The 12,355-nt window shown below is 59.3% G+C and carries 23 protein-coding genes; all 23 read left to right on the top strand.

Translation table 11 applies throughout. The annotated features are described in order from the left end of the window. The first annotated feature begins 315 nt into the window (after positions 1–315). The 23 genes from rpsJ (at position 316) to ASE71_RS05770 (ending at position 12,262) form a co-directional block, all read left to right on the top strand. Positions 316–624, top strand: coding sequence for a 30S ribosomal protein S10 (rpsJ, locus tag ASE71_RS05660; protein ID WP_003507767.1), 309 nt, complete (start codon positions 316–318; stop codon positions 622–624). Between the two features lie 139 nt (positions 625–763). Then, positions 764–1,450, top strand: coding sequence for a 50S ribosomal protein L3 (gene rplC, locus ASE71_RS05665; RefSeq protein ID WP_034795518.1), 687 nt, complete (start codon positions 764–766; stop codon positions 1,448–1,450). Between the two features lie 12 nt (positions 1,451–1,462). After that, positions 1,463–2,083 carry a 50S ribosomal protein L4 gene (rplD, locus tag ASE71_RS05670; RefSeq protein WP_034795521.1) on the top strand — a complete coding sequence of 207 codons (621 nt, stop codon included), beginning with the start codon at positions 1,463–1,465 and terminating at the stop codon, positions 2,081–2,083. Beyond that, complete coding sequence (locus tag ASE71_RS05675; RefSeq protein ID WP_034795524.1) at positions 2,080–2,373, top strand: 50S ribosomal protein L23; 294 nt, start codon at positions 2,080–2,082, stop codon at positions 2,371–2,373. Before rplD ends, ASE71_RS05675 begins: the two co-directional genes overlap by 4 nt. Before the next feature lie 43 nt (positions 2,374–2,416). Further along, complete coding sequence (gene rplB / locus ASE71_RS05680) at positions 2,417–3,253, top strand: 50S ribosomal protein L2 (protein WP_034795526.1); 837 nt, start codon at positions 2,417–2,419, stop codon at positions 3,251–3,253. 15 nt (positions 3,254–3,268) lie between these two features. Next, positions 3,269–3,547: a 30S ribosomal protein S19 gene (gene rpsS / locus ASE71_RS05685; RefSeq protein WP_018239488.1), complete on the top strand. Its 279-nt coding sequence runs from the start codon at positions 3,269–3,271 to the stop codon at positions 3,545–3,547. Positions 3,548–3,549: 2 nt separating this feature from the next. Continuing rightward, positions 3,550–3,939, top strand: coding sequence for a 50S ribosomal protein L22 (rplV, locus tag ASE71_RS05690; RefSeq protein WP_034795534.1), 390 nt, complete (start codon positions 3,550–3,552; stop codon positions 3,937–3,939). Further along, positions 3,939–4,673, top strand: coding sequence for a 30S ribosomal protein S3 (gene rpsC / locus ASE71_RS05695; protein WP_034795537.1), 735 nt, complete (start codon positions 3,939–3,941; stop codon positions 4,671–4,673). The genes rplV and rpsC overlap by 1 nt, the downstream gene beginning before the upstream one ends. Before the next feature lie 38 nt (positions 4,674–4,711). Beyond that, complete coding sequence (gene rplP / locus ASE71_RS05700) at positions 4,712–5,125, top strand: 50S ribosomal protein L16 (protein ID WP_011975175.1); 414 nt, start codon at positions 4,712–4,714, stop codon at positions 5,123–5,125. An 11-nt stretch (positions 5,126–5,136) separates the two neighbouring features. Next, positions 5,137–5,337: a 50S ribosomal protein L29 gene (rpmC, locus tag ASE71_RS05705; RefSeq protein WP_034795543.1), complete on the top strand. Its 201-nt coding sequence runs from the start codon at positions 5,137–5,139 to the stop codon at positions 5,335–5,337. A 12-nt stretch (positions 5,338–5,349) separates the two neighbouring features. Further along, positions 5,350–5,586 carry a 30S ribosomal protein S17 gene (gene rpsQ, locus ASE71_RS05710; protein WP_034795546.1) on the top strand — a complete coding sequence of 79 codons (237 nt, stop codon included), beginning with the start codon at positions 5,350–5,352 and terminating at the stop codon, positions 5,584–5,586. A 178-nt stretch (positions 5,587–5,764) separates the two neighbouring features. After that, a complete protein-coding gene (gene rplN, locus ASE71_RS05715) occupies positions 5,765–6,133 on the top strand; it encodes a 50S ribosomal protein L14 (RefSeq protein WP_034795548.1) in 369 nt (122 codons plus the stop codon). 14 nt (positions 6,134–6,147) lie between these two features. After that, positions 6,148–6,459, top strand: coding sequence for a 50S ribosomal protein L24 (rplX, locus tag ASE71_RS05720; RefSeq protein WP_025426674.1), 312 nt, complete (start codon positions 6,148–6,150; stop codon positions 6,457–6,459). Further along, positions 6,452–7,009 carry a 50S ribosomal protein L5 gene (gene rplE / locus ASE71_RS05725; RefSeq protein ID WP_034795552.1) on the top strand — a complete coding sequence of 186 codons (558 nt, stop codon included), beginning with the start codon at positions 6,452–6,454 and terminating at the stop codon, positions 7,007–7,009. Before rplX ends, rplE begins: the two co-directional genes overlap by 8 nt. Positions 7,010–7,043: 34 nt before the next feature. Then, positions 7,044–7,349 (top strand): 30S ribosomal protein S14, encoded by a 306-nt coding sequence (gene rpsN, locus ASE71_RS05730; protein ID WP_034795562.1) that lies wholly within the window; start codon positions 7,044–7,046, stop codon positions 7,347–7,349. 12 nt (positions 7,350–7,361) lie between these two features. Further along, the gene (gene rpsH / locus ASE71_RS05735; protein WP_025426677.1) at positions 7,362–7,760 is read left to right on the top strand and encodes a 30S ribosomal protein S8; all 399 of its coding nucleotides are present in this window, start codon (positions 7,362–7,364) and stop codon (positions 7,758–7,760) included. Positions 7,761–7,806: 46 nt separating this feature from the next. Next, positions 7,807–8,340: a 50S ribosomal protein L6 gene (gene rplF, locus ASE71_RS05740; RefSeq protein ID WP_034795564.1), complete on the top strand. Its 534-nt coding sequence runs from the start codon at positions 7,807–7,809 to the stop codon at positions 8,338–8,340. Positions 8,341–8,352: 12 nt separating this feature from the next. Beyond that, the gene (gene rplR, locus ASE71_RS05745; protein WP_034795567.1) at positions 8,353–8,715 is read left to right on the top strand and encodes a 50S ribosomal protein L18; all 363 of its coding nucleotides are present in this window, start codon (positions 8,353–8,355) and stop codon (positions 8,713–8,715) included. Between the two features lie 128 nt (positions 8,716–8,843). Next, on the top strand, positions 8,844–9,413 hold the full coding sequence (rpsE, locus tag ASE71_RS05750) for a 30S ribosomal protein S5 (protein ID WP_034795569.1): 570 nt from the start codon (positions 8,844–8,846) through the stop codon (positions 9,411–9,413). Between the two features lie 12 nt (positions 9,414–9,425). Next, positions 9,426–9,629: a 50S ribosomal protein L30 gene (rpmD, locus tag ASE71_RS05755; RefSeq protein ID WP_043623384.1), complete on the top strand. Its 204-nt coding sequence runs from the start codon at positions 9,426–9,428 to the stop codon at positions 9,627–9,629. A gap of 13 nt (positions 9,630–9,642) precedes the next feature. Beyond that, positions 9,643–10,113 (top strand): 50S ribosomal protein L15, encoded by a 471-nt coding sequence (gene rplO, locus ASE71_RS05760; protein ID WP_034795576.1) that lies wholly within the window; start codon positions 9,643–9,645, stop codon positions 10,111–10,113. Positions 10,114–10,346: 233 nt separating this feature from the next. Beyond that, entirely contained in the window at positions 10,347–11,687 is a 1,341-nt protein-coding gene (gene secY, locus ASE71_RS05765) for a preprotein translocase subunit SecY (RefSeq protein ID WP_034795578.1), read from the top strand. Then, positions 11,684–12,262 carry an adenylate kinase gene (locus ASE71_RS05770; protein ID WP_034795582.1) on the top strand — a complete coding sequence of 193 codons (579 nt, stop codon included), beginning with the start codon at positions 11,684–11,686 and terminating at the stop codon, positions 12,260–12,262. The genes secY and ASE71_RS05770 overlap by 4 nt, the downstream gene beginning before the upstream one ends. Positions 12,263–12,355: the final 93 nt, after the last annotated feature.

The following is a 12,355-nucleotide window of genomic DNA, read 5'->3' on the forward strand; positions in this document are numbered from 1 at the left end:
GAGACTGAGGGCGGGAAGACACAAGGCGCATGTGCTATGCGCCTTGGACATACCCGCCCCGAAAGATTTAGTTGGTCGCACGGCTTGCCGAAGACGACGAAATAGTGCAAATGGCGCCCACGCGTGATTTGCACGGTGCTTCGACGTTGTGCGCTCACAGAAAGACAGGCCGGCCACGGCCGCTCAAATAGGAAGGGGCAGGGGAAACCCTGTCCCTCCGATCTTTGAAAAGTTAGCGGACTGGCCGAAATTAAACGAAGTTCACTGCGTGTTTTTCCACGGAAACCGCAAGTAACCTGAACAAGGATAAGTCGTATGAACGGCCAGAACATCCGCATCCGCCTCAAGGCGTTTGATCACCGGATCCTCGACGCCTCGACGCGCGAAATCGTGTCGACTGCAAAGCGTACCGGTGCAAGCGTGCGCGGTCCCGTACCGCTGCCGACGCGCATTGAAAAGTTTACGGTCAACCGCTCGCCGCACGTCGACAAGAAGAGCCGTGAACAGTTCGAAATGCGCACCCACAAGCGCCTTCTCGATATCGTAGACCCGACCCCGCAGACCGTTGACGCGCTGATGAAGCTCGACCTGGCTGCCGGCGTCGACGTGGAAATCAAGCTTTAATAAACAAGGAAGGTACGTGGGCCTCGGTCCAACGGCTTCCAAAAACGGGCGACCTCAAGATCGGATGATCTCAAGGAAACCTTAAACCAGAGATGTGAGGGGGCTCGCTCCGTCACTAACTCTCAAGAGGAATGAACCAATGCGTTCAGGTGTGATTGCACAGAAAGTGGGAATGACCCGCGTCTATAACGACGCCGGTGAGCATATCCCGGTTACAGTTTTGAAGCTGGAAAGCTGCCAGGTGGTAGCCCAGCGTACGGAAGAAAAGAACGGCTACGTTGCTGTCCAGCTCGGTGCTGGCCGCTCCAAGGTCAAGAACACGCCGAAGGCGATGCGCGGCCACTTTGCTGCTGCCAACGTCGAGCCGAAGGCGAAGCTCGTCGAGTTCCGCGTTTCCGCGGACAACCTGATCGACATCGGTGCAGAACTGACGGCGAACCATTTCGTCGCCGGTCAGCTCGTCGACGTCACCGGTACCACGATCGGTAAGGGCTTTGCCGGCGCCATCAAGCGCCACAACTTCGGCGGTCTGCGTGCAACGCACGGCGTTTCCGTATCGCACCGTTCGCATGGTTCTACCGGTTCCAACCAGGACCCGGGCCGCGTTTGGAAGGGCAAGCGCATGGCTGGTCACATGGGCCAGACGCGCGTCACCACTCAGAACCTCGAAGTCGTATCGACCGATGAAGACCGCGGTCTGATCCTGGTCAAGGGCGCTGTCCCCGGCTCCAAGGGTGCCTGGATCGTCGTTCGTGACGCCATCAAGTCGGGCACCCCGGAAGGCGCTCCGCGTCCGGCCGCTGTGCGCGCCGAAGCATCGAAGTAAGGGAGCCGAATAATGGATCTCAACGTCAAAACCCTCGAGGGCAAGGACGCAGGAAAGGTTTCTCTTTCTGACGCCATTTTCGGCCTCGAACCCCGTGAAGACATCATTGCCCGCGTCGTTCGCTGGCAGCTCGCCAAGAAGCAGCAGGGCACGCACAAGGCCAAGGGCCGCGCTGAAGTGTCCCGCACCGGCGCCAAGATGTACAAGCAGAAGGGTACGGGCCGCGCCCGCCACCACTCCGCGCGTGCTCCGCAGTTCCGCGGCGGTGGCAAGGCTCATGGCCCGGTTGTCCGCAGCCACGCCCATGACCTGCCGAAGAAGGTTCGCGCCCTCGGCCTGCGCCATGCACTCTCGGCCAAGCTGAAGGCTGAAGAGATCATCGTCATCGACGATCTCGTTGCCAAGGAAGCCAAGACGAAGGCTCTCGCCGGCGTATTCGCGTCGCTCGGCCTCACCAACGCTCTCATCATCGGCGGCGCCGAGATCGAGAACAACTTCAAGCTCGCAGCCCAGAACATCCCGAACGTGGACGTTCTGCCGGTTCAGGGCATCAACGTTTACGACATTCTGCGCCGTGGCAAGCTCGTGCTTTCCAAGGCTGCCGTGGAAGCTCTGGAGGAGCGGTTCAAATGACGGATCTTCGCCACTACGACGTGATCGTGTCCCCCTCGATCACTGAAAAGTCGACGCTGGTTTCCGAACAGAACCAGGTCGTCTTCAACGTCGCCAAGGACGCTTCGAAGCCTGAAATCAAGGCTGCAGTCGAAGCTCTGTTCGGCGTCAAGGTTACGGCCGTGAACACGCTGGTCCGCAAGGGCAAGACGAAGCGTTTCCGCGGCTTTGCCGGAAAGCAGAAGGACGTGAAGAAGGCGGTCATTACGCTCGCCGACGGTCAGTCCATCGACGTCTCCACCGGTCTCTAACGGATAGGCCCATTAGGGTAAAAACCCAAAAGGGAACAAGAAAATGGCATTGAAAAGTTTCAATCCGACGACCCCGAGCCAGCGCCAGCTGGTCATCGTTGACCGGTCCGGCCTCTACAAGGGCAAGCCGGTAAAGGCGCTGACCGAGGGCCTGTCCTCCAAGGGCGGTCGCAACAACCTCGGTCGCATCACCGTTCGCTTCCAGGGCGGCGGTCACAAGCGCACCTATCGTCTGGTGGACTTCAAGCGTCGCAAGTTCGACGTTGAAGGCACGGTCGAGCGTCTGGAATACGACCCGAACCGCACCGCGTTCATCGCGCTCGTCAACTACGCCGACGGCGAAAAGGCCTACATCCTCGCTCCGCAGCGCCTTGCTGCTGGCGACAAGGTCATCGCTTCGGAAAAGGCCGTTGACGTGAAGCCCGGCAACACGATGCCGCTGCAGTACATCCCGGTCGGCTCCATCATCCACAACGTGGAAATGAAGCCGGGCAAGGGCGGCCAGATGGCACGCTCCGCCGGTACCTACGCACAGCTCGTTGGCCGCGACCAGGGCATGGCGATCCTTCGCCTGAACTCTGGTGAACAGCGCCTGGTGCATGGTTCCTGCCTCGCCTCGATCGGCGCCGTGTCGAACCCCGACCACGGCAACATCAATGACGGTAAGGCTGGTCGTTCGCGTTGGCGTGGCAAGAAGCCGCACGTTCGCGGTGTCGTCATGAACCCGGTTGACCACCCGCACGGCGGTGGTGAAGGCCGTACCTCGGGTGGTCGTCACCCGGTTACCCCGTGGGGCAAGCCCACGAAGGGTAAGCGTACGCGCTCGAACAAGTCGACCGACAAGTTCATCATGCGCTCGCGCCACCAGAAGAAGAAGTAAGAGAGGAAGTCTCGAATGACTCGTTCAGTATGGAAAGGTCCGTTCGTTGACGGTTATCTTCTCAAGAAGGCTGAGAAGGTCCGCGAAGGCGGTCGCAACGAAGTGATCAAGATCTGGAGCCGTCGCTCCACGATCCTTCCGCAGTTTGTCGGTCTCACCTTCGGCGTCTACAACGGCAGCAAGCACGTTCCGGTCAGCGTCAACGAAGACATGGTCGGCCACAAGTTTGGTGAATTCTCTCCGACCCGGACCTACTACGGTCACGGTGCGGACAAGAAGGCAAAGAGGAAGTAACAATGGGCAAGGCAAAAGCCGAACGCCGGCTGAAGGATAATGAGGCGCAGGCAGTTGCGCGCACGATCCGCGTCAGCCCCCAGAAGCTCAACCTGGTTGCCGCGATGATCCGCGGCAAGAAGGTCGATCGCGCTCTGGCCGAACTGGAATTCTCCCGCAAGCGCATTGCAGAGACGGTCAAGAAGACCCTTGAATCTGCCATCGCAAACGCGGAGAACAACCACGATCTCGACGTCGATTCGCTCGTCGTTGCAGAAGCTTACGTTGGCAAGTCGATTGTCATGAAGCGCTTCCACGCTCGTGGTCGCGGCCGTGCATCGCGTGTCGAAAAGCCGTTCTCGCACTTGACGATCGTCGTCCGTGAAGTGGAAGCCAAAGGGGAGGCCGCATAATGGGTCAGAAGATTAATCCGATCGGCTTCCGTCTCGGTATCAACCGGACCTGGGACAGCCGCTGGTTCGCGGACAACGCCGAATACGGCCAGCTTCTTCACGAAGACCTGAAGATCCGCGCTTACCTGATGGAAGAACTGAAGGCTGCCGGCATCGCCAAGGTGGTAATCGAGCGTCCGCACAAGAAGTGCCGCGTCACGATCCACTCCGCTCGTCCGGGCCTGATCATCGGCAAGAAGGGCGCTGACATCGAGAAGCTCCGCAAGAAGCTTTCCGAGATGACCAGCTCCGAGACGCACCTCAACATCGTTGAAGTGCGCAAGCCGGAAGTCGACGCGACCCTCGTCGCTCAGTCGATTGCCCAGCAGCTCGAGCGCCGCGTGGCTTTCCGCCGTGCGATGAAGCGCGCTGTTCAGTCGGCCATGCGTCTTGGCGCCGAAGGCATCAAGATCACCTGCGCCGGCCGCCTCGGTGGCGCCGAAATCGCTCGTACCGAATGGTACCGCGAAGGTCGCGTTCCGCTGCACACGCTGCGTGCGGACATCGACTACGGCACGGCTGAAGCGGAAACCGCTTTCGGTATCTGCGGCATCAAGGTCTGGATCTTCAAGGGCGAAATCCTTGAGCACGATCCGATGGCTTCGGAGCGTCGCGCGATCGAAAGTGACAACCAGGGCCCGGCAGGCCGTGATCGCGACCGTGGCGATCGTGACCGCCGTCGTGAAAACGCGTAACATTCGCGTTTGGCAGCCAATATCGGAGAAGTAAAAAAATGTTGCAGCCAAAGCGTACGAAGTATCGCAAGCAGTTCAAGGGCCGCATCAAGGGCGTAGCCAAGGGCGGATCTGATCTCGCTTTCGGCGAATTCGGCCTTAAGGCTCAGGAACCCAACCGCGTGAATGCACGCGAGATCGAAGCGGCCCGCCGCGCGATCACGCGTCACATGAAGCGCGCCGGCCGCGTCTGGATCCGTGTGTTCCCTGACGTTCCGGTCACCGCCAAGCCGACGGAAGTCCGCATGGGTAAGGGTAAGGGTTCGGTCGAATACTGGGCATGCAAGGTCAAGCCCGGCCGAATGATGTTTGAGATCGATGGTGTCAGCGAAGAACTTGCCCGTGAGGCACTTCGTCTTGGCGCTGCCAAGCTCTCTGTCAAGACGCGCTTCGTGCAGCGTATCGCAGAGTAAGGAGTGAACTCATGAAAGCCGTAGATGTTCGCGCCCTGAGCGCCGATCAACTCAACGAAGAGCTCGCCAAGCTGAAGAAGGAGCAGTTCAACCTGCGCTTCCAGAAGGCAACCGGCCAGCTCGAGAAGTCTTCGCGTATCAACGAAGTCCGCAAGGACATCGCACGCGTCAAAACCATTGCCCGCCAGAAGGCGGCAGAAGCCAAGGCCTAAGGACCAGAAAATATGCCGAAACGCATTCTGCAGGGCACTGTTGTCAGCGACAAGAACGACAAGACCGTCGTCGTACGGGTCGAGCGCCGCTTTGCGCATCCGATCCTCCAGAAGACCGTCCGTCGCTCCAAGAAGTACAAGGCGCATGACGAAAACAACCAGTACAAGGTTGGTGACGTCGTTTCCATCGAGGAATGTGCGCCGATCTCGAAGGATAAGCGCTGGACGGTAGTCGCCGCCCACGCTTGATTTCAGCAGGTTTTGACGCCAAGACCCTTGCGTCTTGGGAAAATACCTGTATGAAGCACGCAATTGAAGCAGGGGAACGCTCGATTCCGGGCGTTCTTTTGCTTTGAGATGAGCACTATAAGCCGGGCGAGGGGGTTTCGACCCAACCGGCCTGGTAACAACAAGAAGGCGACCTGACATGATTCAGATGCAAACAAACCTCGACGTGGCGGATAATTCCGGCGCACGTCGTGTCATGTGCATCAAGGTGCTGGGCGGCTCCAAGCGCAAGTATGCGTCGGTCGGCGACATCATTGTCGTTTCGATCAAGGAAGCCATTCCGCGCGGCCGCGTAAAGAAGGGTGATGTCATGAAGGCTGTTGTCGTTCGCACTGCGAAGGACATCCGCCGTCCGGATGGCTCTGTCATCCGCTTTGACACCAACGCAGCCGTTCTTATCGATAACAAGAAAGAGCCGATCGGCACCCGTATCTTCGGACCGGTTCCGCGCGAACTTCGCGCCAAGAACCACATGAAGATCATCTCGCTGGCTCCAGAAGTACTCTAAGGGAGCGTTGAGAGATGCAAAAGATTCGCAAAGGCGACAAAGTCGTCGTTCTCACCGGTAAGGACAAGGGTCGTACCGGCGAAGTCGTACAGGTAATGCCGAAGGAAGACCGGGCTGTCGTGCGTGGCGTAAACATGGTGAAGCGTCACCAGCGCCAGACCCAGAGCCAGGAAGCCGGCATCATCAACAAGGAAGCCTCGATCCATCTTTCGAACATCGCGATTGCCGATCCGAAGGACGGCAAGCCGACCCGCGTCGGTTTCAAGATCGATGGCGACAAGAAGGTCCGCGTGGCCAAGCGTTCGGGAGTAGTGATCGATGGCTAAGTCCGCTTACGAGCCGCGGCTCAAGAAGGAATATGTCGAGCGTATTCGTGCGGCTATGCAGGAGAAGTTCTCCTACGCCAACGAAATGCAGATCCCGCGCCTCGACAAGATCGTCATCAACATGGGCGTTGGCGAATCGACGGGCGACTCCAAGAAGCCGACCGTTGCTGCAGCCGACCTCGCAGCGATTGCTGGTCAGAAGCCGGTAATCACCCGCGCTCGCAACTCCATCGCAGGCTTCAAGCTGCGCGAAGGTATGCCGATCGGTGCCAAGGTTACCCTGCGCGGCGTTCGGATGTTTGAGTTCCTGGATCGCCTCGTGAACATCGCGCTTCCGCGCGTTCGCGACTTCCGTGGCCTCAATCCGAAGTCCTTTGACGGACGTGGCAACTTCGCCATGGGCGTCAAGGAACACATTGTGTTCCCTGAGATCAACTACGACAAGGTTGATCAGATGTGGGGCATGGACATCATCGTTTGCACGACGGCGACTAACGACGACGAAGCTCGCGCTCTGCTCACAGAGTTCAACTTCCCGTTCCGTCAGTAATCCGTAACGACAAGCGTAAAGAAGGATAACTGTAATGGCGAAAACGAGCGCAGTTGAAAAGAACAAGCGCCGCCGCAAACTGGTTGCCTCGCAGGCTGCAAAGCGTGCCGCTCTGAAGGCGACCATCATGAACCAGTCTCTGCCGATTGAAGAGCGGTTCAAGGCAACCATCAAGCTGGCAGGCCTGCCGCGCGATGGATCCAAGACCCGCATCCGCAACCGTTGCGAAGTTACCGGCCGTCCGCGCGCCTTCTATCGTAAACTTCGTATGTCGCGTATTGCGCTTCGCGAACTGGGCAACCTCGGCAAGGTGCCGGGTATTGTCAAGTCGAGCTGGTAAGGAGACGGGCACATGGCAATGACTGATCCGCTGGGCGATATGCTCACCCGTATCCGTAACGGCGCGGCTCGCCGCAAGTCGAGCGTTTCCACGCCGGCTTCGAAGCTCCGTGCACGTGTTCTGGATGTTCTTCAGGCTGAAGGCTACATCCGTGGTTACTCCGAAGTCGTATTCGGCAACGGCAAGGCCGAGCTGAACATCGAACTGAAGTACTACGAAGGCGCTTCCGTGATCCGTGAGATCGGACGCGTCTCCAAGCCGGGCCGCCGAGTTTATGTCTCGGTTAAGTCCATTCCGCAGGTCGCGAACGGCCTCGGCATCACCATCCTTTCGACCCCGAAGGGCGTGATGGCCGATCATCAGGCACGCGAACAGAATGTTGGTGGCGAGATCCTTTGCTCCGTCTTCTAATCGAAGACGGTAGCAAGTTCTCCATAGCGAACAGACAGGTATAAAAATGTCTCGTATCGGTAAGAAGCCCGTTCAGGTTCCGGCAGGCGTCACGGCAAGCGTTGATGGCCAGAAGGTAACGGCGAAGGGCCCGAAGGGCGAACTGTTCTTTGTTGCAAACGACGAAGTATCGGTAAAGCTCGAAGAAAATGCGGTTGTTGTACAGCCGCTCAGCCAGAGCAAGGATGCTCGTTCGAAGTGGGGCATGTCCCGCACGATGATCGAGAACATCTTCAAGGGCGTCAAGGACGGTTACGAGCGCAAGCTCGAAATCAACGGCGTTGGTTATCGTGCGTCGCTGCAGGGCAAGAACCTGCAGCTGGCGCTCGGCTTCAGCCACGACGTCGTCTACCAGACCCCGGAAGGCATCACGATTGCTGTTCCGAAGCCGACCGAAATCATCGTGTCCGGCATCAACAAGCAGCAGGTCGGCCAGGTTGCCGCGGAAATCCGCGAATACCGCGGCCCCGAGCCCTACAAGGGCAAGGGCGTCAAGTATGCCGAAGAGCGGATTGTCCGCAAAGAAGGCAAGAAGAAGTAAGGATCACGCGAAATGGCTAGCAGGAAAGATACTCTTGTGCGTCGCGCCAACCGCGTGCGCCGTCAAATCAAGGCGGTCGCCAATGGCCGTCCGCGCCTGTCGGTTCATCGCTCGTCGAAGAACATCTACGTACAGGTTATCGACGACGTGGCCGGCAAGACGCTTGCGTCTGCCTCCACGCTCGATACCGATCTGCGTTCGTCGTTGAAGACGGGCGCTGACACGGCAGCTGCTGCTGCCGTCGGCAAGCTCATCGCTGAGCGTGCCGCTAAGGCTGGCGTCAAGGACGTTGTCTTTGATCGTGGCGCCTTCATCTATCACGGCCGCATCAAGGCTTTGGCCGATGCTGCCCGTGAAGGTGGTCTGAACTTCTGATCGGTCGCCAGGCGGGCGTTGCGCCTGCCTGGCACTCTCATAGGTTTCCGGTCGCATCCGATCCATCGGACGGGGGCGACTTTTGTCAATCTGCCGATTGCACCCGGAAAAGAAAAAGGAAAAGGACAATGGCACAGGAAAGAAAGGGTTCTCGCGAAGATCGCCAGAACCGCGAAGAGCGCGACAGCGAATTTGTCGATAAGCTCGTAGCAATTAACCGCGTCGCCAAGGTGGTGAAGGGCGGTCGTCGTTTCGGTTTCGCCGCTCTCGTCGTCGTTGGCGACCAGAAGGGCCGCGTTGGCTTCGGTCATGGCAAGGCACGCGAAGTGCCGGAAGCCATCCGCAAGGCAACCGAAGCCGCAAAGCGCGACCTGATTTTCGTCCCGCTGCGTGGTGGTCGTACCCTGCATCACGACGTTCACGGCCGTCATGGCGCCGGCAAGGTGCTGCTGCGTTCGGCCAAGGCCGGTACCGGTATCATCGCTGGTGGCCCGATGCGCGCCGTCTTCGAAACGCTCGGCGTTCATGACGTCGTTGCCAAGTCGACCGGTTCGTCGAACCCCTACAACATGGTTCGCGCAACGTTCGACGCCCTCAAGAACCAGATGCACCCGAAGGACATCGCAGCTCAGCGCGGCATGAAGTACGCCACGCTCCAGGCTCGTCGTGTTTCCTCCGGCGCTGCTTCCGAAGAATAAGGGAGCTGACAGATGGCTAAGAAAGAAGTCGCAGCGAAGACCGTTACCGTCGAGCAGATCGGTAGCCCCATTCGCCGTCCGGCCGTACAGCGTCAGACGCTGATCGGTCTGGGCCTCAACAAGATGCACCGGGTTCGCACGCTGGAAGACACTCCGTCTGTCCGCGGCATGATCCGGACTGTCCAGCACCTCGTTCGCGTCGTCGACGAGAAGTGAGGGGGATAAGCTCATGAAACTGAATGAAATCAAGGACAACGAAGGCTCGACCCACAGCCGTAAGCGTCTTGGCCGTGGTATCGGCTCGGGCTCCGGCAAGACCGCCGGTCGCGGTGTGAAGGGTCAGAAGGCTCGTTCGGGCGTCGCCATCAACGGCTTCGAAGGCGGCCAGATGCCGATCTACCGTCGTCTGCCGAAGCGCGGCTTCAACAACATCTTCGCTTCGGAGTTTGTTGTCGTGTCGCTCGGCCGTATCCAGACGGCAATCGACGCCAAGAAGCTCGACGCTTCCAAGACCGTTGACGCAGCTGCCCTCAAGGCTGCCGGCGTCATCCGTCGCGAAAAGGACGGCGTCCGCGTTCTGGCCGACGGCGAACTGAAGGCGAAGGTTTCGCTCGAAGTTGCCGGTGCTTCCAAGTCGGCGATCGAGAAGATCGAAAAGGCTGGCGGCTCGATCAAGCTGCTCGCTGCGGCTGCTGAATAATATTATTGATGAACCGCCCGGGGTGCTTCACTCCGGGCGGTTTTGCTCCCATATGTGAGCCTCACGTCCGCAAGCGCGAATCGCTCGCCGCGGCGGACATAGCGGAAACCACGGTGAGGCATCCGATTGCAGACACAATCGCCTCGCGTCCGGTTTTCAAGACGAAAAGTTAGTCCTTCCGGAACGGACCGGGTGTTCCCGCTGATTCCGAGATTTGGTACGCGGAGAATTGCATGGCTTCTGCAGCGGAACAGCTCGCCTCGAACCTGAATTTCTCGACTTTCGCCAAGGCGGAAGATCTGAAGAAACGGCTCTGGTTCACGCTTGGTGCGCTTCTGGTTTACCGTCTTGGCACCTATATCCCGCTGCCCGGTCTTAACCCGGAAGCGTTTGCCCAGGCATTCCGCGGCCAGAGCGGCGGTATCCTCGGCCTCTTCAACATGTTTTCGGGCGGTGCAGTTGAGCGCATGGCGATCTTCGCGCTCGGCATCATGCCCTATATCTCTGCTTCGATTATCGTTCAGCTGATGACCTCTGTCGTTCCGGCACTGGAACAGCTGAAGAAGGAAGGCGAGCAGGGCCGCAAGATCATCAACCAGTACACCCGTTACGGCACGGTGCTTCTCGGCACGGCGCAGGCTTACGCCATCGCCGTCGGTCTCGAGAGCGGCAACGGCCTCGTCAACGATCCGGGTTGGTTCTTCCGTGTTTCGACCGTCATTTCTCTGCTTGGCGGCACCATGTTCCTGATGTGGCTCGGTGAACAGATCACCTCGCGCGGCATCGGCAACGGCATCTCGCTGATCATTTTCGCCGGTATCGTCGCACATCTGCCGACGGCTCTCGCCGGCACGCTCGAACTCGGCCGCACCGGCGCTCTGTCCACCCCGCTGATCCTCGCGATCATCGTCATGGTCGTCGGCGTCATCGCGCTCATCGTGTTCGTCGAACGTGCGCAGCGGCGGCTTCTGATCCAGTATCCGAAGCGCCAGGTCGGCAACCGCATGTTCCAGGGCGACACCTCGCACCTGCCGCTGAAGCTCAACACCGCGGGCGTCATCCCGGCGATCTTCGCCTCGTCGCTGCTGCTTCTGCCGGCAACGCTCGCAGGCTTTGCCAACACGGCGACGCTGCCGGGGTGGGCGACCACCGTGGTTGGCGCACTTGCGCACGGCAAGCCGCTCTACATGGTGCTCTACGGTGCGATGATCGCGTTCTTCGCCTTCTTCTACACCGCGATCGTGTTCAATCCGAAGGACACGGCCGACAATCTGAAGAAGCACGGCGGCTTCATTCCGGGCATTCGTCCGGGCGAGCGTACCGCGGAATATATCGATTATGTCCTGACGCGCATCACCGTGATCGGTGCGGCCTATCTGATCTTCGTCTGCATTCTGCCGGAAGTTCTGATCGCTCAGACCGGCGTGCCGTTCTACCTTGGTGGTACGTCGCTTTTGATTGTTGTCAGCGTCACCCTTGATACGGTAGCACAGATCCAGGGCCACCTCATCGCACAGCAATATGAGGGGCTGATCAAGAAGTCGAAGCTGCGCGGAGGAAAGAGGGGACGATGAGACTGATTTTTTTGGGACCGCCGGGCGCTGGCAAGGGGACACAGGCCAAGCTTCTGACGGAGAGATACGGCATTCCGCAGCTTTCCACAGGAGATATGCTGCGGGCGGCCGTCGCCCAGGCGACCGAGGTCGGCAAGCGTGCGAAGGCGGTCATGGATGCCGGTCAGCTGGTATCCGATGAGATCGTCAACGAAATCGTGTCGGATCGCATCGACCAGCCGGACTGCGCGAAGGGGTTCATCCTCGACGGTTACCCGCGCACGGTTCCGCAGGCGATTGCGCTCGGCAAGATGCTCGAGGGCAAGGGTCTGAAGCTCGATGCCGTAATCGAGCTCAAGGTCGACGAGGCAGCCCTTGTAAAGCGGATGGAGAATCGCGTAGCGGAAACCATCGCAGCCGGTGGCACCGTCCGTTCGGACGACAATCCGGAAGCCTTCAAGCGCAGGCTGACCGAGTACCGTGAAAAGACGGCGCCGCTCTCCGAGCACTACGCCGGAACGGGGCAGCTCAGAACGGTTGATGGCATGGCGGAAGTGAACACCGTCACCGCCGAGATCGAGAAGATTCTGGCTTAGACACTGGTCTTTGCCGAAAAGGAACTGCCGGGGAGTTGACTTTTCCGGCCGATTCCGCCAAAGACAGCGCCAACTCGCGACATGAGAGCGGTC

This window comes from Ensifer sp. Root954 (genome assembly GCF_001429005.1).
GTDB classification, from domain to species: domain Bacteria; phylum Pseudomonadota; class Alphaproteobacteria; order Rhizobiales; family Rhizobiaceae; genus Ensifer; species Ensifer adhaerens.

Bases quoted from the DNA above. Each gene is read 5' to 3' on its own strand.
- rpsJ (WP_003507767.1), top strand. From the start codon at position 316: ATGAACGGCCAGAACATCCGCATCCGCCTCAAGGCGTTTGATCACCGG.
- rplC (WP_034795518.1), top strand. From the start codon at position 764: ATGCGTTCAGGTGTGATTGCACAGAAAGTGGGAATGACCCGCGTCTAT.
- rplD (WP_034795521.1), top strand. From the start codon at position 1,463: ATGGATCTCAACGTCAAAACCCTCGAGGGCAAGGACGCAGGAAAGGTT.
- ASE71_RS05675 (WP_034795524.1), top strand. From the start codon at position 2,080: ATGACGGATCTTCGCCACTACGACGTGATCGTGTCCCCCTCGATCACT.
- rplB (WP_034795526.1), top strand. From the start codon at position 2,417: ATGGCATTGAAAAGTTTCAATCCGACGACCCCGAGCCAGCGCCAGCTG.
- rpsS (WP_018239488.1), top strand. From the start codon at position 3,269: ATGACTCGTTCAGTATGGAAAGGTCCGTTCGTTGACGGTTATCTTCTC.
- rplV (WP_034795534.1), top strand. From the start codon at position 3,550: ATGGGCAAGGCAAAAGCCGAACGCCGGCTGAAGGATAATGAGGCGCAG.
- rpsC (WP_034795537.1), top strand. From the start codon at position 3,939: ATGGGTCAGAAGATTAATCCGATCGGCTTCCGTCTCGGTATCAACCGG.
- rplP (WP_011975175.1), top strand. From the start codon at position 4,712: ATGTTGCAGCCAAAGCGTACGAAGTATCGCAAGCAGTTCAAGGGCCGC.
- rpmC (WP_034795543.1), top strand. From the start codon at position 5,137: ATGAAAGCCGTAGATGTTCGCGCCCTGAGCGCCGATCAACTCAACGAA.
- rpsQ (WP_034795546.1), top strand. From the start codon at position 5,350: ATGCCGAAACGCATTCTGCAGGGCACTGTTGTCAGCGACAAGAACGAC.
- rplN (WP_034795548.1), top strand. From the start codon at position 5,765: ATGATTCAGATGCAAACAAACCTCGACGTGGCGGATAATTCCGGCGCA.
- rplX (WP_025426674.1), top strand. From the start codon at position 6,148: ATGCAAAAGATTCGCAAAGGCGACAAAGTCGTCGTTCTCACCGGTAAG.
- rplE (WP_034795552.1), top strand. From the start codon at position 6,452: ATGGCTAAGTCCGCTTACGAGCCGCGGCTCAAGAAGGAATATGTCGAG.
- rpsN (WP_034795562.1), top strand. From the start codon at position 7,044: ATGGCGAAAACGAGCGCAGTTGAAAAGAACAAGCGCCGCCGCAAACTG.
- rpsH (WP_025426677.1), top strand. From the start codon at position 7,362: ATGGCAATGACTGATCCGCTGGGCGATATGCTCACCCGTATCCGTAAC.
- rplF (WP_034795564.1), top strand. From the start codon at position 7,807: ATGTCTCGTATCGGTAAGAAGCCCGTTCAGGTTCCGGCAGGCGTCACG.
- rplR (WP_034795567.1), top strand. From the start codon at position 8,353: ATGGCTAGCAGGAAAGATACTCTTGTGCGTCGCGCCAACCGCGTGCGC.
- rpsE (WP_034795569.1), top strand. From the start codon at position 8,844: ATGGCACAGGAAAGAAAGGGTTCTCGCGAAGATCGCCAGAACCGCGAA.
- rpmD (WP_043623384.1), top strand. From the start codon at position 9,426: ATGGCTAAGAAAGAAGTCGCAGCGAAGACCGTTACCGTCGAGCAGATC.
- rplO (WP_034795576.1), top strand. From the start codon at position 9,643: ATGAAACTGAATGAAATCAAGGACAACGAAGGCTCGACCCACAGCCGT.
- secY (WP_034795578.1), top strand. From the start codon at position 10,347: ATGGCTTCTGCAGCGGAACAGCTCGCCTCGAACCTGAATTTCTCGACT.
- ASE71_RS05770 (WP_034795582.1), top strand. From the start codon at position 11,684: ATGAGACTGATTTTTTTGGGACCGCCGGGCGCTGGCAAGGGGACACAG.